Origin of the sequence: Actinoplanes sp. NPDC049548 (genome assembly GCF_040676695.1) — a bacterium.
GTDB lineage: Bacteria > Actinomycetota > Actinomycetes > Mycobacteriales > Micromonosporaceae > Actinoplanes.
Window position 1 is genome coordinate 82,698 of sequence record NZ_JBFAPM010000024.1, and the last position, 21,639, is coordinate 104,336.

The following is a 21,639-nucleotide window of genomic DNA, read 5'->3' on the forward strand; positions in this document are numbered from 1 at the left end:
TGGGTCAGCGCCAGCCGCGCGGGTGCGGGCGGCTACGGGGTCCGCTGCCGCGGGCACCGGCCCGGGCAGCGGCGGCGAGGATGTCGGCGAGCTCGGCGTGACCGTCGCGGATCAGGCCGACGGTGACCCGGACGTGGTCCGCCCCGAGCGGCGTCACGGCGAACGGCGTGCCAGGGGCGACGGCGATGCCGTGTGCGGCCAGCGCGAGCATCGCCATCTGCTGGTCCTCGACGGTCATCCAGAGGTTGATGCCGTCGGCCGCGGTCGCGGTGACGTCCCGCGCCGCCAGCTCGGCGAGCATCGTGGCGCGCCGCCGTGCGTAGACCTCGCGGGCGGCGGCCACCTGCGCCTCGGCGTCGGGCGAGGTCAGCAGGTCCAGGAGGACGGCTTGCAGCAGCCGGCTGGACCAGCCCGGCCCGAGCAGGCGCCGATCCGTGACCGCGGTGATCACCTCGGCCGGTCCGCCGAGCGCGGCCAGCCGCAGGTCCGGGCCGTGGCTCTTGGAGAACCCGGCGACATGCACGGTCCGGTCCGGCAGGTGGGCGCCGAGGCTGACCGGCGGCGCGGTGGCGATGTCGCCGGCATGGTCGTCCTCGACGAGGGTGACCTCCGGGTACGCGGCCAGCTCGGCGGCCAGCTCGGCGACCCGCCGCGCACTGAGGCCGGCCCCGGTCGGGTTCTGCGCGCGCGGCTGCAGCACGACCGCCACCGGTTCGTACGCCTTGAGCGCCGCCCCCAGCGCCTCGGGCCGCATGCCGTGCTCGTCCATCGGCACCCCCACCACGGTGGCGCCGACGGCGTCGAGCAGGTCGAGCACCGGTGGGAAGGCGGGGTTCTCGACCAGCACGTGGTCGCCGAACCGCACGAGCGTCGCGACGACCCGGTCCAGCGCGTCCATGGCGCCGTCGACGACGGTCACCTGCTCCGGCGGGTACGGCCACCGCTGCCGCAGCACGGTCTCCAGCGGCGGCAGCACGGGCGCCTCGAGGTAGCTGGTGGTGAGCCGGGCGTCGCCGATCCGCGCCAGGGAGTCGGTGATGCTGGGCAGCAGGTCGTAGTCCGGGACGCCGGTGGAGTAGTCGTGCGTGACGGGGCCGAGGCCGGCGCCGAGCTGCGCGTACCGCAGGCGACCGCGCGGCACCGCGGGCGTCGCGACGAACGAGCCGGACCGGCCACGGGTCTGGATCGCCCCCGCGCGGGCCAGGCTGCGCCACGCCTCGCTCACCGTGGTGGGGCTGACGCCCAGCTCCCGGGCGACGTCGCGCACGGTCGGCAGCCGCGCCCCGGTCGGCAGCTCCCCCGCCGTCACGAGCCGGCTGACGGCAGCCGCGATCCCCCGCGCACTGCGGTCGTCAACCGCCCCAGCAATTAGCCCTAACAACGACCCGCTCCGGAATATTAAGTAACAGAACAACCATTGTTCGCCTTCATCTGTGTCGTTAGTGTCTCCCTCGTTGGGCCCTCGATGTCAAGCCGGGTGCTGGGACGATGACACGGGGTGGAGAGGCGATCACAATCGATGGGGTGACCTAGGCCACCGCTGACCGAGAGGGGTAGCTGGCATGAACGATGTTGTCCGTGCCGCCCTCGTCCAGACCACCTGGACGGGCGACAAGGAATCGATGATCAAGGCGCACGAAGACTACGCCCGCGACGCCGCCGCCCAGGGCGCCAAGGTGATCTGCTTCCAGGAGCTCTTCTACGGCCCCTACTTCTGCCAGGTCCAGGACGCCGCCTACTACGAGTACGCGGAGTCGGTCCCCGGCCCCACCACCGAGCGCTTCCAGGCGCTGGCCGCCGAGCTGGGCATGGTGATGGTCCTGCCGATGTACGAGCAGGAGCAGCCCGGCGTCCTCTACAACACCGCCGCGGTGGTCGACGCCGACGGCTCGTACCTGGGCAAGTACCGCAAGCACCACATCCCGCAGGTGAACGGCTTCTGGGAGAAGTTCTACTTCCGTCCCGGCAACCTCGGCTACCCGGTGTTCGACACCGCGGTCGGCAAGGTCGGGGTCTACATCTGCTACGACCGGCACTTCCCCGAGGGCTGGCGCGCGCTGGGCCTCAACGGGGCGCAGATCGTCTTCAACCCGTCGGCCACCAGCCGCGGCCTGTCGGGCTACCTGTGGCAGCTCGAGCAGCCGGCCAGCGCGGTCGCCAACGAGTACTTCATCGGCGCGATCAACCGGGTGGGCTTCGAGCCGCTGGGCGACAACGACTTCTACGGCCAGTCGTACTTCGTGGACCCGGAGGGCAAGTTCGTCGGCGAGGTCGGCGACACCCACGAGCCGGAGCTGATCATCCGGGACCTCGACCTCAGCCTGCTCGAGACGGTCCGCAACCGGTGGCAGTTCTACCGCGACCGCCGCCCCGACAGCTACGAGGGGCTGGTGCAGCCGTGAGCTTCCTGATCAAAGGCGGCACGGTCGTCGGGCCGGCCGGGCCCACCCCCGCCGACGTGCTGGTCGACGGCGAGACGATCGCCGCCGTGTTCGCACCGGACCGGGGCCCCGAGGACGTCGAGACGATCGACGCCACCGGCAAGTACGTCATCCCGGGCGCCATCGACGCGCACACCCACATGCAGATGCCGTTCGGCGGCACCGAGGCCAGCGACACCTTCGCCACCGGTACGCGCGCCGCGGCCTTCGGCGGCACCACCACGATCGTCGACTTCGCCATCCAGCGCTACGGCGAGGTGGTGCAGGACGGCCTCGCCGCGTGGCATGCCAAGACGGCCGGGAACTGCCACATCGACTACGGCTTCCACATGATCCTGGGCGGGGTCGACGACGAGTCGCTCAAGGCCATGGACCAGCTCGTGGCCGACGAGGGCATCACCAGCTTCAAGCTGTTCATGGCGTACCCGGGCGTGTTCTACAGCGACGACGGGCAGATCCTGCGGGCGATGCAGAAGGCGCGGGACAACGGCGCCATGATCATGATGCACGCGGAGAACGGGCCGGCCATCGACGTCCTCGTCAAGCAGGCCCTGGAACGCGGCGAGACCGACCCCTACTACCACGGCGTGACCCGGCCGCAGGAGCTGGAGGCGGAGGCGACGAGCCGGGCGATCTGGCTGGCGAGCGTGGCCGCCGACTGCCCGCTCTACATCGTGCACCTGTCCGCCTCCAAGGCCCTGGAGCAGGTGGCGGCGGCCCGCGACGCCGGACGCAACGTGTTCGCCGAGACCTGCCCGCAGTACCTCTACCTGACGCTGGAGGACCAGCTCGGTGCTCCCGGCTTCGAGGGCGCCAAGTGGGTCTGCTCCACACCGCTGCGCAGCAAGCACGAGAGCCACCGCGCGGATCTGTGGCGCGGGCTGCGTACCAATGATCTCGCTGTCGTCTCCACCGACCACTGTCCCTTCTGCATGAAGGACCAGAAGGAGATGGGCGTCGGCGACTTCTCCAAGATCCCCAACGGCATCGGCGGGGTCGAGCACCGCGTCGACCTGCTCTACCAGGGCGTGGTCGACGGCAAGCTGTCGCTGGGCCGCTGGGTCGAGACGATCGCGACGACGCCGGCGCGGATGTTCGGCATGTATCCGCGCAAGGGCGTCATCGCGCCCGGATCCGACGCCGACATCGTGCTCTACGACCCGGCCGGGCGGACCCGCATCGGCGTCGAGACGCACCACATGAACATGGACTACTCGGCGTGGGAGGGCTGGGAGATCGCCGGCAAGGTCGACACCGTCATCTCCCGCGGCGCGGTGCTCGTGCAGGGCGACGAGTACAAGGGTCGCGCCGGCCACGGCCGCTACGTCCCCCGTGGTCTGTCCGAATACTTGGTTTAGGAGGCCGCGTGCGCGAGATCAGACACTGGATCGACGGTACGGCGACAGACGGCACGAGTGGCCGCCGGCTGCCGGTCTGGGATCCGGCGACCGGTGAGCAACAGGCCTACGTGGTGGCAGCGACCGCCGCCGAGACCGAACGGGCGGTGGCATCGGCGAAGCGGGCATTCCCCGGCTGGCGGGCGGCGTCGCTGTCGCGCCGGGCCGAGGTGATGTTCCGCTTCCGCGAGCTGGTCGACGCCAACCGCAAGGAGATCGCGTCGCTGGTCAGCGCCGAGCACGGCAAGACCGTGGCGGACGCGGCCGGCGAGCTGGCCCGCGGGCTGGAGAACGTCGAGTTCGCCGCGGGCGCGCCGCACCTGCTCAAGGGCGGCTACAGCGAGCAGGCCTCCACCGGCGTGGACGTCTACTCGATCCGCCAGCCGCTCGGGGTGGTCGCCGGCATCACGCCGTTCAACTTCCCGGCCATGGTCCCGATGTGGATTTTCTGCAACGCGCTGGTCTGCGGCAACACCTTCGTGCTGAAGCCCAGCGAGAAGGACCCGTCGGCGTCGCTCATGCTCGCCGACCTGCTGCGCCAGGCCGGGCTGCCGGACGGCGCCTTCAACGTCGTGCAGGGTGACCGCGAGGCCGTGGAGGTGCTGCTCGGGCACCCGGACATCGAGGCCGTGTCGTTCGTCGGCTCGACGCCGGTCGCGCGCAGCATCTACCGGACCGCCACCGAGAACGGCAAGCGGGTGCAGGCGCTCGGCGGCGCCAAGAACCACATGGTGGTGCTGCCGGACGCGGACATCGGTGCCGCGGCCGACGCCGCGGTCAGCGCCGGGTACGGCTCCGCGGGCGAGCGCTGCATGGCGGTCTCGGTGGTGGTGGCCGTCGGCGCGAGCGCGGACCCGTTGGTCGAGGCGATCAAGGAGCGGGTCGGCCGGATCGCGGTCGGCCCCGCCACCGACCCGTCCGCCGAGATGGGCCCGCTGATCAGCCGCGAGCACCGCGACCGGGTGGCCGGCTACCTCGCCGACCCGGGCGCGGCCGAGGTGGTCGTCGACGGCCGGGACGCCCCGGTCAGCGACGGGCCCGGGTTCTTCCTCGGGGCCTCGCTGGTGGACCGGGTGCCGACCGACTCACCGCTCTACACCGACGAGATCTTCGGGCCGGTGCTGTCGGTGGTGCGGGTGGACACCTACGAGGAGGCGCTCGAGCTGGTCAACGCCAACGAGTACGGCAACGGGACCGCCATCTTCACCCGCGACGGCGGCGCGGCCCGGCAGTTCCAGTACGACGTCGTCTGCGGGATGGTGGGCGTGAACGTGCCGGTGCCCGTACCGGTCGCGTACTACAGCTTCGGCGGCTGGAAGTCCTCGCTCTTCGGCGACCTGCACATGTACGGCCCGGAAGGGCTGCAGTTCTACACCCGCAGCAAGGTCGTCACCTCGCGCTGGCCCGACCCGGCCGGCTCCGAGGTCGACCTCGGCTTCCCGAAGGTGCGGTGAGGCGCGATGGACATCGGTGTGGTCCTGCAGTGCGACCCGCCGTCGAGCGAGGTCGTGGAGCTGGCGAAGCGCGCCGAGGAGCTCGGCTACAGCCACGTGTGGACGTTCGACTCGCACGTGCTGTGGCAGGAGCCGTTCGTCATCTACAGCAAGATCCTCAGCGAGACCGGCCGCGTGACGGTCGGGCCCATGGTGACCAACCCCGGCACCCGGGACTGGACGGTGATCGCGTCGCAGTTCGCCACCCTCAACGAGATGTACGGCAACCGCACCATCTGCGGCATCGGCCGCGGCGACTCCGCGCTGCGGGTCCTCGGCCTGCAGCCCAACACGCTCGCCCAGCTGCGGATGAGCATCGGCGTCATCCGGGGCCTGGCCAACGGCGAGACGGTCACCCTGCGGGACCGCGAGCTGCGGTTCGCCTGGGCACCGCACAGCCGGCTGGACGTGTGGGTGGCCGCGTACGGTCCGAAGGCCCTGGCCCTGACCGGCGAGGTGGGTGACGGCTACATCCTGCAGCTCGCCGACCCGGACATCGCGGCCTGGATGATCAAGGCGGTCCGGACCGCAGCGGAGCGGGCCGGCCGCGACCCGGCCGCCCTGAAGTTCTGCGTGGCGGCCCCCGCCTACGTCGGCGACGACCTCGCCCACCAGCGGGACCAGACCCGGTGGTTCGGCGGGATGGTCGGCAACCACGTCGCGGACATCGTCGCCCGCTACGGCGCGGACGGCGCGGTGCCGCAGGTGCTGACCGACTACATCAAGGACCGGCGCGGCTACGACTACGCCGAGCACGGACGGGCCGGCAACTCGCACGCCACGTTCGTGCCGGACGAGGTCGTGGACCGCTTCTGCATCCTCGGGCCGGTCGAGAACCACCTCGCCCGCCTCGAGGAGCTCCGGGCGCTCGGCGTCGACCAGTTCGCCGTCTACCTGCAGCACGACGACAAGGAGGGCACGCTCGAGGCGTACGGGAAGAGCATCATCCCGGCCCTGTCATGAGACGCGTCCTGAGCCCCCTCGTGGCGGTCGTCGTCTTCGTGGCGGTGTGGGAGGGCTACAAGGCGGTCGGGAACCCGGACGGGACGGTGCTGTTCGGCACGCGGGTCCTGCCCCGCGCCGACGACCTCTCCATGCCGCACGTGTGGGACATGCTGCGCCGGCTCGCCCGCCCGGAGCTCACCGGTGGCCGGCCGGTGTGGCAGGTGGTGCTCGGCGCGGCGGCGTTCACGCTGGGCATCACGGCCGCCGGGTTCGCCGTCGGCACGGTCGTGGGGCTGCTGCTGGCGGTGGCGATGCAACGCTTCCGGCTCGTCGAGCGGGGCCTGCTGCCGTACGTGATCCTCTCGCAGACCGTGCCCCTGGTCGCGCTGGCGCCGCTGGTGGCGGGCTGGAGCGGCAATTTGTCCCTGGGACCGTATCCCTGGGCGGATTGGATGACGGTCGCGGTGATCGCCGCGTACCTGAGCTTCTTCCCGGTCGCGGTGGGCATGCTGCGCGGCCTGCAGTCGCCGCAGGCGAGCGGCGTGGAGCTGATGCGCAGCTACGCCGCCGGCTGGTGGCGCACCCTGGTCAAGCTCCGCCTGCCGGCGTCGCTGCCCTACCTGTTCCCGGCGCTGCGGCTCGCGGGCGCGGCCGCCGTCGTGGGCGCGGTCGTCGGTGAGATCTCCACGGGTACGCGGGGAGGCATCGGCCGCCTGGTCATCGAGTACTCGCGGGAGGCGACCAGCGACCCCGCCAAGGTCTACACCGCGATGCTCGGCGCGGCCCTGCTCGGCCTCGTCGTCGCCGGGTCGGTGAGCCTCCTGGAACTGCCGCTCATGCGGCACCGGCGCCGAGTCCCGGTGGTGACGATGTGACCGCGGTATCCGTCTCCGGTGTCACCAAGGTCTTCAACCAGGGCCGCCCCGACGAGGTCACCGCCCTGTCCGACGTGGACCTCGCCGTCCGCGCGGGTGAGTTCGTGTCGCTCATCGGCCCGTCGGGCTGCGGCAAGAGCACGCTGCTGCGGCTGATCGCCGACCTGATCTCCCCGACCGCCGGCACCGTCACGGTCGCCGGCAAACCGGCCCGCCAGGCCCGGCTCGACCAGGCCTACGGGATCGCGTTCCAGCAGGCCGGGCTCTTCGAGTGGCGTACGGTACGCCGCAACGTGGAACTGCCGCTCGAGCTGCGCGGACAGTCCCGCGCCGCACGGCAGGCCCGCGCGTCGGAGATGCTGGCCCTGGTGGGGCTGAGCGACTTCGCCGACCACTACCCCGCCCAGTTGTCCGGCGGCATGCAGCAGCGCGTCGCGATCGCCCGGGCGCTGGCCGTCCAGCCGCCGCTGCTGCTGATGGACGAGCCGTTCGGCGCCCTCGACGAGATGACCCGCGAGCGGCTGCAGACCGAGCTGCTGGGCATCTGCGCCCAGACCGGCACCAGCACCATCTTCGTCACCCACTCCATACCGGAGGCGGTGTTCCTGTCCGACCGCGTGGTGGTCATGTCGCCACGCCCGGGCCGGATCACCGGAACCGTCGCCATCGACCTGCCGTCCCGCGACGAGACGGTCCGCCAGTCCCCCGACTTCTTCTCGTTCGTCACCCTGGTCCGCAAGACCCTGCGCGGCTCGCCATGAGACGCGTCCTGCCCCCGGTGCTGCTCGGCATCGGCGCCCTCGTCGCCTGGGAACTGGTCGTCTCCCTGGGCCGGATCGCGCCGTACATCCTGCCGGCGCCGTCCGCGATCTGGCACGAGCTGCTCCAGCAACGCGGCGCCATCCTCACCGCGGCGGCGGCCAGCGGCCTCAACGCCCTGATCGGACTGCTCTGGGGCGCGGCGGCCGGCATCCTCAGCGCCATGGCGGCGAGCCGCTTCCGCCTGCTGTCCGACGTGTCCCTGCCCGTGGCGGCGGTGCTCAACGCACTGCCGATCATCGCGCTCGCCCCGATCCTCAACAACATGTTCGAGTCGACCTCCAGCGTGCCCCGCCGGCTGGTCGCCGGGATCATCGTGTTCTTCCCGGTCTTCATCAACACCCTGCGCGGGCTGCGCGAGGTCGACCCCACCCACCGCGACCTCATGACCAGCTACGCGGCGACGGGCTGGACGTTCACCCGCCTCGTCCGGCTGCCCGGCGCCCTCCCCTTCGTCTTCACCGGCCTGCGACAGGCGTCCTCGCTGGCCGTCATCGCCGCGGTGGTCGCCGAGTACTTCGGCGGCCTGCAGAACGGGCTCGGCTCGCGGATCACCTCCGCCGCCGCGTTCACCGCGTACCCCCGTGCCTGGGCCTTCGTGGTCGGCGCCTGCCTGCTCGGACTGGTCTTCTACCTCACCACGCTCCTGCTGGAGCGGCTCGCGATGCCCTGGAAAACCATCTTCTGAGGAGCCCGCATGCGACGTCTGCTGCTCGCCTCTGTCACCTCCACGGCCCTCCTGCTCACCGCCTGCGGTACCGCCGACACCCCCACCACCCCGACCGGCGGCACCACCGTCAAGCTGCAACTGCAGTGGTTCTACCAGGCCCAGTTCGCCGGCTACATCGCCGCGGTCGACCGCGGCTTCTACACCGAACAGGGCCTCGACGTCCAGCTCCTGGAAGGCGGCGTCGACATCGTCCCCCAGACGGTGCTCGCCCAGGGCAAGGCCGACTACGCCGTCGCCTGGGTACCCAAGGCCCTGGCCTCCCGCGAACAGGGCGCCACCATCACCGACGTCGCCCAGATCTTCGCCCGCTCCGGCACCTACCAGGTGGCGTGGAAGGACAGCGGGATAACAGGTCCGGCCGACTTCAAGGGCAAGAAGGTCGGCAACTGGGGTTTCGGCAACGAGTTCGAGCTCTTCGCCGGCATGACCAAGGCCGGCCTCGACCCGGGCAAGGACGTCACCCTCGTCCAGCAGCAGTTCGACATGCAGGCCCTCCTGAAGAAGGAGATCGACGCCGCCCAGGCCATGAGCTACAACGAGTACGCCCAGCTCCTCGAGGCGAAGAACCCGGCCACGGGCAAGCTCTACACGTCCGCCGACTTCACCGTCATCGACTGGAAGACGAACGGCTCCGCGATGCTGCAGGACGCGGTGTGGGCCAACACCGGCCGGCTCAGCGACCCGGCGTACCAGCAGCAGACGGTGAAGTTCCTGACCGCGACGATCAAGGGCTGGGCGTACTGCCGCGACAACCCCCAGCCGTGCCGCGACATGGTGGTGGCCAAGGGCTCCAAGCTCGGCAAGAGCCACCAGCTCTGGCAGATGAACGAGGTCAACAAGCTCATCTGGCCGTCGGCCGGCGGGATCGGCCTCGTCGACGAGGCGGACTGGAAGCAGACCGTCGACCTCTCGATGACCACCAGGAACCAGACGGGAGACACGATCCTCACGAGACAGCCGGAGGGCACGGCGTACACCAACGACTACATCCGCCAGGCCCTGCAACAGGCCCGGGCCGCGGGAGTCGACGTGACGGGCGCCGGCTTCACCCCGAAGGCGGTGACGCTGAACGCGGGCGGCGCCTGACCGCCGTTCAAGGCTCCTGCAGCGTCTGCGACGGCGCGACGTGGTACCGGGCCCGGTAGGCGGCCGCGAACCGGCCCATGTGCGCGAACCCCCATCGCTGGGCCACGGCGGTGACGGTGGTGAGTCCCGGGTCGGCGTCGCTCAGCTCGTCGTGGACGCGAGACAGCCGCACGTCGCGCACGTACGCCATCGGGGTGCAGCCGAGATAGCGCCGGAACGCGGCCTGCAGGGTGCGGACGCTCACCCCGGCGGCGTCGGCCAGGCCTTCGACGGTGAACGGATGCTCGGGACGCGCCTCGACGGCCTCGACAGCCCGCCGCACCGGCGGTGGCCGGTACGCCACCGCCGGCCGGGCCAGGGCCTCACGGTGGGGATGGCGCGCGGCCAGCAGCAGCCCGACGGTCAGCGTCTCGATCAGGCGCCCGGTGATCAGCGGCTGCTCGAGCATCCCCGTCGCCGTCCGGAACTCGCCGGCGACCAGGCGCACCAGGGCCGCCCAGCCCCGGCCCGGACCGGCACCGACGTCGAGGTCACCGGACAGCTCGAGGGGGCTCTGCACCGTCGCGCCGAGCCGGCTCTGCAGCTGGTTCTCGAGGTAGCCCTGCTCGATCTTGACGACGAGTTGGTGGCAGTCCGCCGGCCACCGGTCGATGATCATGTCCTCGCCGACCCGGGAGACCGCCGCGCGGTTACCTGCGCTGACCAGGGCGCGGTCCCGCTGATGCGCCTCCAGGCTGCCCGCCTGGGGCACACCGACCTGGTACGCGTCGGGACAGTCGTACCCCAGGGTCACATCGGCGCCGTACCGCGCATCGCACAGGGTGATCGGCCCCAGGCGCATGAGATGGAAACGCGCGGCGAGACGTCCGGACCGGCCCAGCGGCTGCAGGAACTTCCGGGGGAAGAAGTGCTCCGTCCCGAACGCACGCACCTGCTCCACATCGTCGGAGCGCAGGGAGAAACGCTGCACGATCAGGCGATCCACCGGGTCCCCCGTTCCCTCCACCCTCGACGGAGCGTTGCCGCGACGCGACTCTTCGAACATAGCTCGGCGTCAAGCCTCGGTGACCCGCGCATTCCTCTGCCGCGGCCACGTGCCGGCCGGCGCCTGAAAGAGAACACCGGCGCAGAGATCGGCGACAGCGCTCACGAAGGTCCGCTCGACGTCCGTGAAATGGTGACCGGTGGTGTCGTGGATGAGGCCGATCGCACCGATCGCGGCGCCCCCGGCCAGCAACGGAACCCCCGCGAAGGCGCGCCCCCACAGCGCGCCGCCGGTGGGATAGGCGGCCCGCACCTCCGGCGGTGACGCCAGCCAGATCGGCTTCGCCCGTACGATCACGTCGGTGAGCGGATACTGCGGGCTCACCGCAAGAGCGCCGGCGTCGTGCACCGGGCCGCCGGCGGCCGACAGCATCGAGACGTCTACGACGTCGCGGTCGTTCACCGTGCCGAGCACCGCGCTGTCGGCCCCGGTCGCCGCGGCGGCCTGGATCATCGCCAGCTTCAGCACGGACGTGTCGCCCGGTGCCGAGGCCACCGCCAGGTGCAGCAGCATGTGCAGCCGGCACAGCAAACCCGAAGCGCCGAGGTCGTCGTCCGGCACCCTGTCATGCCTGTCCATGAAATCCCCTCCGGCGCGAATGGTGCCCGCCGCGAACGGCGGATCGCCACCGCTCACCGTCGCGTCGGCTCGCGGAGCGCAACCGGAGGTCCGAAACGCAAGCTGAGAGTCCGCGGCGCTACATGGAGGTCAGCCGGGCGGCCAGGGCTACCGCGGTCAGGTCGCCCTCGCGGAGGCGGGCCGCGGCCTGCGCCTCACCGAGGCCGGCCAGCCGCTCGGCCGCCGTGCTGATCAGGCGCTCGTCGCCGCTGAGGAGCTTGCGGGCCAGGTTGGCCTGGATCGGGCTGAGCGCCGCGTACGCGCACTTGTCCAGTGCCGCGATGGTCTCCTCGTCGAGGGTGCCGGCCAGGGCCCGTTCCGTCACGATGCGCAGGAGCCAGGAGGGCCACCAGCTGTAGCGGCCGATCAGGTGGCCGGAGCGTACGGCCTCCCGGGGCGTCTGGCCGCCCTCCAGCAGGCGCAGGGTGAGCGGGATGTCGAAGCGTTCGAGGCGCAGCGCCGTGACGAAGAGCCGCTGCAGCTTGCTCGCGCCGACCAGGGGCGCCGCCGCGGCTGCCGCCTCACCGTAGTCGCCGCGCAGCGCCAGCAGGATGATGTTCGCCTCGTCGGTGGAGATCGCCGAGCCGGTCGAGCGGTCCTCGATGCGGCTCAGGGTGTGGTGCAGCCGCTCGGTCGCGTCGCGGGCGTAGTCCTGCCGGTCCTCGCTCGTGGGGCGCTCCAGGTAGCGCACGACGTTGTCGATCGCGATCTGGACCTCGCGGCGCAGCAGGGGCGCCTTGATGTGCGGCAGGACGAGGTCGCCGAGGCCCTCGACCAGGAGGGCGCGGTCGAAACGGTCCGATTCTTGCAGGAATCCCGCCCACCACGACGCCTCGTGCCGCTCCACCCTTCCAGGGTGACCGACCGGCGGCGCCTGTGCGGCGCAAACGCCCGAGGTCACCCGGCCGGGCCCGCCATGCGAGCCCGGCCGGGTGTGACGGACAGTGATCAGTCCTCCGACGGGGTCAGGACGACGGTCGCCGAGCCGCTCTGCGGCGGGGTCCCGGTGTCCGTGTACTCCGCCACGAAGACGGCGGTCAGGTTGTCCGCTCCCGCGTGGCCTCCGTCGATGAAGGTGGTGATCGAGCCGGTGCAGCCGGACGCCGTGGAGAGCGGATGCCCGTGCTGGTCGTGCCCGAGGATGTAGGTCACCGTCACCCGGGAGCAGTCGACCGGCTGGTCGTCGACGACGTTCACCTGGAACGTGACCGTGTCGCCGAACTCGAACGGCTGGTCCTCGGTCGGGGTGACGAAGCTGACCTGCGGGGCCAGGGTGCCGACCGGGAGGATCACCTCGGCCGAGGCCCAGCGGCCTGTCGGGTCGGTCACCTTCAGCGTCGGGCGGTAGTTGCCGTTCTCGGTGAAGGTGTGGACGGCGTTCGGCTGCCGGGAGTCGACGATGCCGTCGGCGTCGAAGTCCCAGGCGTAGCGCAGCGTGTCGCCGTCGGGGTCGGTGGTGCCGGCGCTGGAGAAGGTCACCGTCAGCGGCGCCTCACCGCGCGTGGGGGTCGCTGTGATCTTCGGGATGGGGGTGCGGTTGCCGCGGACGTAGTCGATGCGGGCGAGCTGCGCCTCCGGGTTCTCCGCGAAGTAGCCGTCGCCGTACTCGAGGACGTAGAGCGCGCCGTCCGGGCCGAACTCGAGGTCCATCGGGTTGTCGAAGACGATCGACGGCAGCACGGGCTTGATCGAGGTGACCTCGTTGGCCGGGCCGAGGGTGAACTCCTTGACGTAGTCGCGGGTCCACTCGTAGAACAGCGGCTTGCCGTCGTAGTACTCCGGCCACTTGGTCGCCGACCTGTTCCTCGCGTCGTAGTCGTACGCCGGGCCGCCCATCGGTCCGATGCCGCCGGTGCCGAGCTCGGGGAACTCGGTGCTGGCGCCGTACGTGTAGATGACCTCGGCCTTCTCCACCGGGGGCAGCCGGCGCTTGCCGGTGTTGTGCGGCGAGTCGTTCACCGGCGCGGCGCAGTTGAACGGCGCTCCGGAGGTGTGGGTGGCGAAGTCGTAGTCGACGTAGGGCATGTCCGGTGCCACGCAGTACGGCCAGCCGTAGTTGGCGGGCTTGTCGATGGCCGCCCAGCGCCCGTGCCCGGCGGGTCCCCGCTCCGGGTTGGGGGTACGGGCGTCGGGCGAGTAGTCGCCGACGTAGATGATCCCGGTGCGCTTGTCGACGGCGAAGCGGAACGGGTTGCGCAGGCCCATCGCGTAGATCTCGGGCCGGGTGTACGCCGTACCCGGCTTGAAGAGGTTGCCCCGCGGGATGCGGTAACCGCCGTTGCCGGTGACCTTGATGCGCAGGATCTTGCCGCGCAGGTCGTTGGTGTTGGCGGCGGTGCGCTGGGCGTCGAAGGCCGGGTTGCGGTCGGGCCGTTCGTCCAGCGGCACGTAGCCGTCGGAGGCGAACGGGTTGGTGTCGTCGCCGGTGGACAGGTAGAGGTTGCCGGCGGCGTCGAAGTCGATCTTTCCGCCGACGTGGCAGCAGATGCCGCGGTCGGTGGGGACGTCGAGGATCCTCTGCTCGGTGCTCAGCGCCAGTGTGTTGCCGTTGAGCTTGAAGCGTGACAGCCGCATGACGCCCTTGAACGGCGCGAAGTCCGCGGCGGTGCCCTGCTCGGGCGCGTCGCCCTCGTTCACCGCCGGCGTGGCCGGGTTGTCGACCGGGGTGTTCAGCCGCGGCGAGTAGTAGAGGTAGACCCACTTGTTGGCCGGGAAGTGGGGGTCGATCGCGACGCCCTGCACGCCCTCCTCGTCGTGCTGGTAGACGGGGATCGTGGCGGCGAGGACGTTGCGGCCGCTGCGGGGGTCGTTGATGCGTACCTCACCCTTGCGGGAGGTGTGCAGCACGCGCTTGTCCGGCAGGACGGCCAGGGCGATCGGCTCGCCCGGGAAGTCGTCGAGGGTGACCTTCTGGAAGTCGGAGTCCGGCGGCGGCGCGGCCGCCGGGGCGGCCGCGGCCGGGTGGGACGGTGCCATCAGAGCGGTCGCGACGAGCGCGAGCGCGGGTACGGCGGTGAGAACCCGCTTCATGGTTCTCCCCTCAGAACCGCAGGTTGGCGAGGTAGTCGTAGCCGACCTCCGCGGTGATCAGCGCGTCGGCCGGGGTCCGGGGTGGGCTGCCGGCGTCGTCGCGCTCCACGATGTACTCCACGAGCCCGGCCTCGCGGGAGTGCTCGAAGATGCGGGCGAAGTCGATGAGCCCGGTGCCGGGGTCGGCGAAGCTGCCGGAGGGCGCGAGGTCCTTGACGTGCACCTGGCGGATCCGGCCCCGGTTCTCGTGGATCAGGTCGACCGGGTCGTGCGCCCCGCGGAACGCCCAGAAGAGGTCCACCTCCAGGTGCACCAGGCCGGGGTCGGTCTCGCTGGTCAGGACGTCGTATCCCGTACGGGTGCCGCCGTCCTGACGGGCGAACTCGTTGTGGTGGTTGTGGTAGCCGAAGCTGAGCCCGTGCTTGCGGGCCAGCGCGCCCGCTTTGTTGAGGTCCCGGGCGAAGGCCTTGTAGACCGCGCTGTCGCGGATCGGCTGGCCGTCGGCTCCGGCGCCGAAGTACGGGTGGACGATGTACCTGTTGCCGACGATCGCCGCGTCCTCGAGCGCCCGCTCCCAGGTGGCCGCGTCGAACGGTTGCGGGATCCCGACGTGCCCGGAGGTGGCGCGCAGTCCGGCGTGGTCCAGCGCGGCGCGGAACTCGGCGGCCGTACGCCCGACGAAGCCGGCGTGCTCGATCCGGGTGTAGCCGATCTCGGCCAGCTCGGCGAGGGTGCCGTCGAGGTCGATGGCGAGCTGGTTGCGCAGCGTGTAGAGCTGCACGCTGATCCTGTCGCGCGGGACCCGGGACGGACGGCCGCCCCGGCCGCTGGCCTCGGCGGGCGACGCGGCGACGGCGCCGGTGCTGATCGCGGCGGCACCCGCGGCGGCCGCTCCGAGTAGGTGTCGGCGGCTGACGGTGGACTCGTTCTGCATCGCTGCACTGCCTCCCGGTAGGTGGTGCCGGTGGACGTGGGCACGCGGAAGCGCCCGGATCGGGCATGTGCCACGCCGGAGTACTTGTCTTGCATCGAAGTCGTTCGAAGACTGATGGTAATCAAAGGTTTCGCTCTAGTGGCGAAAAGAATCTTCGAAAAATACAAAAGTTTCGACGGGATCATACCGAAGTCCCGTCAAAGCCTTCGAGACCGACTAAGTGGATAGGTCGGACACACGCCTGAAGAGAGCGCGTTCAGGCTGCCGGGAGGGCCTGCCGCTGCGCCGCCAGCAGAGCTGTCAGGTTCTCCGCGGACATCGGCCGCGCGAGGTGGTACCCCTGACCGAGCGTGTAACCGAGGGCGTGCAGCCGCTCGGCCTGCGCCTCGTTCTCGATTCCCTCGGCCACGGAGTCCAGGCGCAGGGCGCCGGCGAGCTGGATCACCGCGCGGGCCACCGCCTGCCGCGCGTCCCGGCTCTCCGGGTCCACGTCGTCGATCTCCAGGCCGTCCACGAACGACTTGTCGAGCTTCACGATCGCCGCCGGGAACGCCCGCAGCAGGCTCAGCGACGACTCGCCGGTGCCGAAGTCGTCGAGCGCCAGGCGGACACCCGCCGCGTCCAGCTCGTGCAGGCTCTGCGAGATCTGGCTGCCCCGCAGCACCGCCGACTCGGTGAGCTCCAGCACCAGGTGATCGGGCGCCAGGCCGGACTCGTCGAGCGCGGCGAGCACGTCGGCGACGAAGTCCGGGTCGTGCAGCTGCCGCGCCGACACGTTGACGCCCGCCTTGACCGGCGCGTCCGGGCCGAACTCGCCCAGCCACGCCGCGATCTGCCGGCACGACTCGCGCAGGACGAACCGCCCGACCTGCACGATCAGGCCGGTACGCTCGGCCGCCGGGATGAACTCGCCCGGCATCACCAGGCCCCGGTCCGGGTGGTTCCAGCGCACCAGCGACTCGACGCCCACCAGTTTCCGGGTGTCCAACGCCATGATCGGCTGGTAGAACACCTCCAGCTCGCCCTCGTCGACGGCGCGGCGCAGCTCCCCACCGAGCCGCATGTGCGCCACGACCGGCTCGGCCATCCCGGGCAGGAAACGCACGTACGCGGCCTTGCCCCGCTGCTTCGCGGCGTACATGGCGACGTCGGCCTCCCGCAGCACGCGGTCGACGGAGGCACCCGGCTCTGCGGTGGCGATCCCGATGCTCGCCTGCACCAGCAGCGTGTGCTCGCTGATCGGCTCGGTCAGGGCGTCCAGGATCCGCTGGGCGACGGTCTCCCCCACGGTCGTACCCCCGACCAGCAGCACGGCGAACTCGTCGCCGCCGATCCGCACCGGCAGGCCGTCGCCGGCCTGCTCCCGCAGCATGGCGGCGAGCGAGACGAGCAACTGGTCGCCGACGTCGTGGCCGAGCGAGTCGTTGACGGTCTTGAAGTCGTCGAGGTCGACCAGGAGCACGGTGGCGCTCTCGCCCGCCGCGAGCGCCGCCTGCAGCCGGCCCCGGAACATCGCCCGGTTCGCCAGGCCGGTCAGCCCGTCGTGGCTGACCTCGTGCTGCAGGCGCTCCTCCTGCGCCCGGATGTCCCGCAGCAACCGGGCGTTGTCCCGGAACGCCACGAACTGCCGGACGATCACGAACACACTGACCACCACGGCCGCCACCAGCACCAGCCGGTCGGTCCAGCGCAGCTCCCGCACGGCGATGCCGAGCAGCGGCAGGTCCACCGAGGCGACCGCCAGGTACGGCAGCAGCGGCGAGGACCGGCGCGACACCCGCCCGCGGCCGAGGGCGGCCTTCCACTGCGCCCGTACGGCCAGCACCAGCACCAGAGGCGCCAGCGGCAGCACGACGGCCTGCGACGGCGGCCCGCCGGCGTCCCCATAGGTGGTGGCCAGCACGGCGACCCCGGCGGCAGTGAGGCCCATGGTCGCCACCAGCCGCAGCGCCGTCCGGTCGACCGGCCCGTCACCGAGGTACGCCACCTTCGTGATACCGCCGACTGACATGAGGAATGCGAGCCCGATGAGCACCAGCGTCTGCGGGCTCCACCGGTCGTCGGCGGTGAGCATCGGAGCCAGCCCGAAGTACCAGAGCGGCGTCGAACACCCCAGGAACGCGATGGTCCGGTCGAGGTTCATCCGCCGGCGCTCGCCGGGGCCGCCCGCCTCCACCGGCACCCGCGCGACGGCCCACATGGCCAACCCGAAACCGAGCGCGACACAGGCGGCCGAGGTGATCGTCATGTCCGGCGGGTCGTCACCCACGGTGTTGCGAACGGCGTTCACCGCCATCAGCCCGTAACCGACGGTCATGAAGCCGGTTCCGGCCAGCAGGCTCCGCCAGAACCTCCGGGCCACCGCGTCCGGCCGCACGATGCGCCCCAGCCTGTGCACCGCCACGATCGCGACCGCCCCGCCCAGCGGCATGGTCAGGTACGCGATCCAGACCGGCCCCGCCCCGACGGTGCTCCAGACCGCGAACCACAGCGAGCTGACGAGCGCCAGGCCGGCGACGATCCACACGTAGCGCAGGGGCGCGCGCCTGTCCTCGGCCATGACCGGTCGATCGGCTGTCGCGCTCGACGGGTTAGGAAAACCGGGCCACGCGCAGGGGGTCGGCCGAAAGACAGAGGGGTGAGGGGCAAGGCCGGTCCCCGGTCGGATGTGCCACCGGTACGCCTGCGGCGATGCTGGCTGCACCGTGCCGGCCGAAGCTCTCAGGGGGAAAACGATGACGTCCGGGCCGTACTCCACCGACACCGCGCCGCTGGCGCACACGGACGCGCTCGTCCTCGACTACCTGGCGGCACTCTGGGCCGCCACCGACGACCTCGAGCCGGAGCTGCGGGACGAGCTGATGACCACGGTCGCCGACTACATCGCCCTGCGGCGGTCCGTGAGCGGCGGCCCGGTCGAGGATCCCGCGCAGATCCTGCGCCGGCTGGGGTCGCCCGAGTCGCTGGCCGCCGCGGCCCGGCGTGGGCGGGTGCCCGCTCACCTGCGGCGGCCGGTTCCCGCTCCGGCCGTGCCGGCGGCGCCCTCCTCCGGAGCCGAGTACGCCGGCCTGGCGCTGCTGACCGCCGGGGCCGTGGTGCTGCCCGTGCTCGGCCCGTTCGCCGGGATGTTGTTGATCTCGGGGTCGCCGCGGTGGAGCGCTGCGCACAAGACGGCGGCGTGGGTGCTCGCGGCCGGCCCCGCCCTGCTCGGGTTCGCGCTGGTGGTGCTCGCGGTCATGCTCGGTGGGGGGCCGGACACGCTCGTGGTGGCGTACCTGATGACGCTCGCGGGCGGTTTCGTCGCCGCGCTGTGCCTGCTGCCGGGTCTCAGCGCCCGGCGGCACTACCCTCCGGGCTACTGAGGGCGCCGCGCGCCAGCATGGCGACCGACAGGGCCGCGTGGGCGGTCAGGAGGCCGAGCAACGGGTACGAGCCGGCGAGGAATCCCGCGGCGAGCGCCGCCACGACCCCGGCCGTCACCGCGAGCCCGCCGCCGACCAGCGCCTGGGTCACTCCGCGGACGCCGCGGACCGTCGCGGCGAACCCGGCCACCGCCGCCAGGAAGGCCACGAGCAGCGCGGCCTGACTGCCCGGGGTGCCGAAGACGGCTTCCCGGCCGACGGGCGCGAGGCTCGAGCAGAGGGCCGCGACCACGGGAATCTCGACCACGGGGGGCAGCAGCCAGGGCAGCTGGGCGGTCCAGCGCCGGTCCGCCGTGCCCGAGTACTGCGCCATGCTCGCCTCCGTCGTCTCGCCGTGCCCAGTCTCCTCCTACCCGGCAACACCTACCCCGCGACCACTCCGTTCAACGGGTCCGTGAGCAGGTTCTCGAAGGCGATCTCCGCCGCTCCGATCAGGGGCGCGTCCGCCCCGAGCGCGCCGGCGCGCAGCTGGAGGTGTTCGCGGGAGGCGGGCAGCGCCATCGTGTCGAGGCGGCGGCGGACGGTCGCCGCGCCCGCGGCGTACACCTCGCGCAGGTTGCCGCCGAAGACCACGACGTCCGGGTTGAAGACGTTGACCAGGTTGGCCACGCCGAAGCCCAGCCAGTCGGCGACGCCGTACAGGGCATCGCGGGCCGCGGTGCCGCCGAGCGCCGCCGCCCGCACGACCGCGAGCGGGCTGGTGCCGGCCGGGGCGCCCGCGCGGCGCAGCAGGGCCGTCGTTCCGGCCTCGGTGTCCCAGCAGCCCCGGGAGCCGCAGACGCACCGATGGCCGTGCGGGTTGACCACCATGTGACCGACCTTGCCGCTGTGCCCGTCGTGACCGGTGATCAGGCGGCCGCCGGTGACGATGCCGGCGCTGATGCCGACGTCGCCGTACAGGTAGAGGAGGTCGGCGATGCCGGCCGCGACGCCGCGGGTGTGCTCGGCCAGCGCGGCGAGGTCGGCCATGTCGCCGGCGACGAAGCCGGGGCGGTCCGGTTCCGCCGTGCCGAGAGCGGCGTCCAGCGCCGCCGGGACCGCCCCGTCCTCGTCGCGGGCGGTGTCCGCCACCGCCACGGCCCCGCCGGCGCAGACGGTGTCGGCACCGGGGTCGTGCGGCATGGCCCGCAGGAGCGCGACCAGGTCGTCGATCGTGTCGAGCAGCGCGGTGCCGGGCGCGCGGGGCGACTCGCGCAGGTGCAGGATGTGGCCGCCCAGGCCGACGCGTGCGGCGCGGAGCCGGTGTGGCTCGATGCTCACCGCGTGGGCGTAGACCCGCTCGGATCGGGGGGTGACCACGAGCGAGGGCCGCCCGGCCCGCCGGGCGGTGGTCGGGACGTCCTCGGAGACCAGGCCGGAGGCGACGAGGTCGGCGGCGAGCGTGCCGATGGTGCTGCGGTTCAGGCCCAGCCGGCTGGTCAGCTCGGCGCGGGAGGTCGGCCCGTGCACGTGGACGTAGCGCAGGACGGCGCCGAGGTTCTGGCGGCGGATCTCCTCCTGGCCGGCGGCCGCGGGCGGCGGGGCGGGCGGGTTCTGGTCGGGTGGGGTGGCTGGTCCGGCGCGCAGGCCGCGCCGCAACGGTGCGACCACGACAGGGCTCCTCTGGGGTACGGGCGCAGACGGCAAAGGGTCCCCGGAGGCGCGCTCCGGGGACCCAAGGCCTTGCGGGATTACTTGGTGAGCGGCGCGAGCTTCGGGTCGTTCGCGTACGCCTCCGCGGCGTTGTCCTTCGTCACGGCGACCGGCGGGAGCAGGTACGTCGGGACGACCTTGGTGCCGTTGTTGTACGACTTGGTGTCGTTGATCTGCGGCTCGTTACCCGCCTGAAGGGCCTTGACCATGTTGATGGTCTCCTTCACCAGGTTGCGGGTGTCCTTGTTGATCGTCATGTACTGCTCGCCGGCCATGATCGACTTGACCGACTCGACCTCGGAGTCCTGACCGGTGACGACCGGGACGGGCTTGTTCCGGCTCTTGATCGACTGGATGATCGCGCGGGCCAGCGTGTCGTTCGGCGACAGCACGCCGTCGAGCTCCTTGCTGCCGTAGGTCGAGGTCAGCAGCTGGTCCATGCGGGCCTGCGCACCCTCGGCCTTCCAGCCCTGGATGGCGGTCTGCTTGACGTCGGTCTGGCCGGAGCCGACCACGATGTTCTTCTTGTCGATCTCGGGCTGGAGCACGTCCATGGCGCCCTTGAAGAACACACCGGCGTTGTTGTCGTCCGGCGAACCGGAGAACAGCTCGATGGTCCAGGGGCCCTTGGCCTTCTTCTTCTTGAGGCCGTCGAGCAGGGCCTGGCCCTGGAGCTGGCCGACCTTGAAGTTGTCGAACGCGACGTAGTAGTCGAGGTCCGGCGTGTTCAGGATCAGGCGGTCGTACGCGATGACCTTGGCACCGGCCTTGTGGGCCGCCGCGATCTGGGTCGACAGCTGAGCGGCGTCGGTCGCGCCGACGACGATCACCTTGGCGCCCTTGGTGGTCATGGCGGTGATCTGGGCCTGCTGGTCGGCGACCGTGGTCGACGCGCCGGCGTACTGCACGTCGGCCGTGAAACCGGCCTCCTTCAGACCGTTGGTGAACAGGTCACCGGCGAGGACCCAGTTCTCCGAGGTCTTCGCGGGAAGCGCCACACCGATGAGGGAGTTGGCCGCGAAGCCCTTCTCCGACCCACCGTTGGAGCCGGGCTTGGTCTCGTCGTCGCGGCCGGAGCCACAGGCCGTCAGGGCCAGCATCGCGATGGCACCCACGGCCACCGACTTGCCGAAGAAGTTACGCATGGGGGGTTGTTGCCCTTCTTTTGGAGG

Annotated in this window: 19 protein-coding genes; 9 read left to right on the forward strand and 10 right to left on the reverse strand. The window is 71.5% G+C overall.

Annotation, left to right across the window (positions count from 1 at the left end):
- Positions 1-4: 4 nt before the first annotated feature.
- On the reverse strand, positions 5-1,414 hold the full coding sequence (locus tag AB0J80_RS33460; RefSeq protein WP_364713176.1) for an aminotransferase class I/II-fold pyridoxal phosphate-dependent enzyme: 1,410 nt from the start codon (positions 1,412-1,414) through the stop codon (positions 5-7).
- A gap of 148 nt (positions 1,415-1,562) precedes the next feature.
- Here AB0J80_RS33460 and AB0J80_RS33465 point away from each other — a divergent pair, with 148 nt between their 5' ends.
- The 8 genes from AB0J80_RS33465 to AB0J80_RS33500 are packed head-to-tail and all read left to right on the forward strand — an operon-like array spanning position 1,563 to position 9,786.
- Entirely contained in the window at positions 1,563-2,402 is an 840-nt protein-coding gene (locus tag AB0J80_RS33465; protein WP_364713177.1) for a nitrilase-related carbon-nitrogen hydrolase, read from the forward strand.
- Positions 2,399-3,799, forward strand: a complete 1,401-nt coding sequence (hydA, locus tag AB0J80_RS33470) for a dihydropyrimidinase (protein WP_364713180.1) — start codon at positions 2,399-2,401, stop codon at positions 3,797-3,799. Before AB0J80_RS33465 ends, hydA begins: the two co-directional genes overlap by 4 nt.
- Before the next feature lie 8 nt (positions 3,800-3,807).
- Positions 3,808-5,292, forward strand: coding sequence for a CoA-acylating methylmalonate-semialdehyde dehydrogenase (locus tag AB0J80_RS33475; protein ID WP_364713183.1), 1,485 nt, complete (start codon positions 3,808-3,810; stop codon positions 5,290-5,292).
- Positions 5,293-5,298: 6 nt separating this feature from the next.
- Complete coding sequence (locus AB0J80_RS33480) at positions 5,299-6,294, forward strand: TIGR03842 family LLM class F420-dependent oxidoreductase (protein ID WP_364713185.1); 996 nt, start codon at positions 5,299-5,301, stop codon at positions 6,292-6,294.
- Positions 6,291-7,151, forward strand: a complete 861-nt coding sequence (locus AB0J80_RS33485; protein WP_364713188.1) for an ABC transporter permease subunit — start codon at positions 6,291-6,293, stop codon at positions 7,149-7,151. Before AB0J80_RS33480 ends, AB0J80_RS33485 begins: the two co-directional genes overlap by 4 nt.
- Positions 7,148-7,912: an ABC transporter ATP-binding protein gene (locus tag AB0J80_RS33490; protein ID WP_364713190.1), complete on the forward strand. Its 765-nt coding sequence runs from the start codon at positions 7,148-7,150 to the stop codon at positions 7,910-7,912. Before AB0J80_RS33485 ends, AB0J80_RS33490 begins: the two co-directional genes overlap by 4 nt.
- Positions 7,909-8,658 (forward strand): ABC transporter permease, encoded by a 750-nt coding sequence (locus AB0J80_RS33495; protein WP_364713193.1) that lies wholly within the window; start codon positions 7,909-7,911, stop codon positions 8,656-8,658. Before AB0J80_RS33490 ends, AB0J80_RS33495 begins: the two co-directional genes overlap by 4 nt.
- Before the next feature lie 9 nt (positions 8,659-8,667).
- Positions 8,668-9,786 (forward strand): ABC transporter substrate-binding protein, encoded by a 1,119-nt coding sequence (locus AB0J80_RS33500; protein ID WP_364713196.1) that lies wholly within the window; start codon positions 8,668-8,670, stop codon positions 9,784-9,786.
- Between the two features lie 7 nt (positions 9,787-9,793).
- Here AB0J80_RS33500 and AB0J80_RS33505 read toward each other — a convergent pair whose 3' ends face one another.
- The 6 genes from AB0J80_RS33505 to AB0J80_RS33530 all read right to left on the reverse strand — a co-directional run bounded on the left by AB0J80_RS33505 (position 9,794) and on the right by AB0J80_RS33530 (position 17,973).
- Positions 9,794-10,771, reverse strand: a complete 978-nt coding sequence (locus AB0J80_RS33505) for an AraC family transcriptional regulator (protein ID WP_364713199.1) — start codon at positions 10,769-10,771, stop codon at positions 9,794-9,796.
- Positions 10,772-10,840: 69 nt separating this feature from the next.
- On the reverse strand, positions 10,841-11,410 hold the full coding sequence (locus AB0J80_RS33510) for a GAF domain-containing protein (protein WP_364713201.1): 570 nt from the start codon (positions 11,408-11,410) through the stop codon (positions 10,841-10,843).
- Between the two features lie 118 nt (positions 11,411-11,528).
- Positions 11,529-12,296, reverse strand: coding sequence for a hypothetical protein (locus tag AB0J80_RS33515; RefSeq protein WP_364713203.1), 768 nt, complete (start codon positions 12,294-12,296; stop codon positions 11,529-11,531).
- A 101-nt stretch (positions 12,297-12,397) separates the two neighbouring features.
- Positions 12,398-14,479 carry a PQQ-dependent sugar dehydrogenase gene (locus AB0J80_RS33520; protein ID WP_364713204.1) on the reverse strand — a complete coding sequence of 694 codons (2,082 nt, stop codon included), beginning with the start codon at positions 14,477-14,479 and terminating at the stop codon, positions 12,398-12,400.
- Between the two features lie 10 nt (positions 14,480-14,489).
- On the reverse strand, positions 14,490-15,413 hold the full coding sequence (locus AB0J80_RS33525) for a sugar phosphate isomerase/epimerase (RefSeq protein WP_364713206.1): 924 nt from the start codon (positions 15,411-15,413) through the stop codon (positions 14,490-14,492).
- Positions 15,414-15,669: 256 nt separating this feature from the next.
- On the reverse strand, positions 15,670-17,973 hold the full coding sequence (locus AB0J80_RS33530; RefSeq protein ID WP_364713208.1) for an EAL domain-containing protein: 2,304 nt from the start codon (positions 17,971-17,973) through the stop codon (positions 15,670-15,672).
- Between the two features lie 175 nt (positions 17,974-18,148).
- Here AB0J80_RS33530 and AB0J80_RS33535 point away from each other — a divergent pair, with 175 nt between their 5' ends.
- Positions 18,149-18,775, forward strand: a complete 627-nt coding sequence (locus tag AB0J80_RS33535) for a hypothetical protein (RefSeq protein ID WP_364713211.1) — start codon at positions 18,149-18,151, stop codon at positions 18,773-18,775.
- Here the strand turns inward: AB0J80_RS33535 and AB0J80_RS33540 are convergent.
- The 3 genes from AB0J80_RS33540 to AB0J80_RS33550 all read right to left on the reverse strand — a co-directional run bounded on the left by AB0J80_RS33540 (position 18,741) and on the right by AB0J80_RS33550 (position 21,612).
- Positions 18,741-19,148 (reverse strand): hypothetical protein, encoded by a 408-nt coding sequence (locus AB0J80_RS33540; RefSeq protein WP_364713214.1) that lies wholly within the window; start codon positions 19,146-19,148, stop codon positions 18,741-18,743. The two genes, AB0J80_RS33535 and AB0J80_RS33540, sit on opposite strands and share 35 nt — an antisense overlap.
- A gap of 50 nt (positions 19,149-19,198) precedes the next feature.
- Positions 19,199-20,425 (reverse strand): ROK family transcriptional regulator, encoded by a 1,227-nt coding sequence (locus tag AB0J80_RS33545; RefSeq protein ID WP_364713215.1) that lies wholly within the window; start codon positions 20,423-20,425, stop codon positions 19,199-19,201.
- 80 nt (positions 20,426-20,505) lie between these two features.
- Positions 20,506-21,612 carry a sugar-binding protein gene (locus AB0J80_RS33550; protein ID WP_364713218.1) on the reverse strand — a complete coding sequence of 369 codons (1,107 nt, stop codon included), beginning with the start codon at positions 21,610-21,612 and terminating at the stop codon, positions 20,506-20,508.
- Positions 21,613-21,639 lie beyond the last annotated feature (27 nt).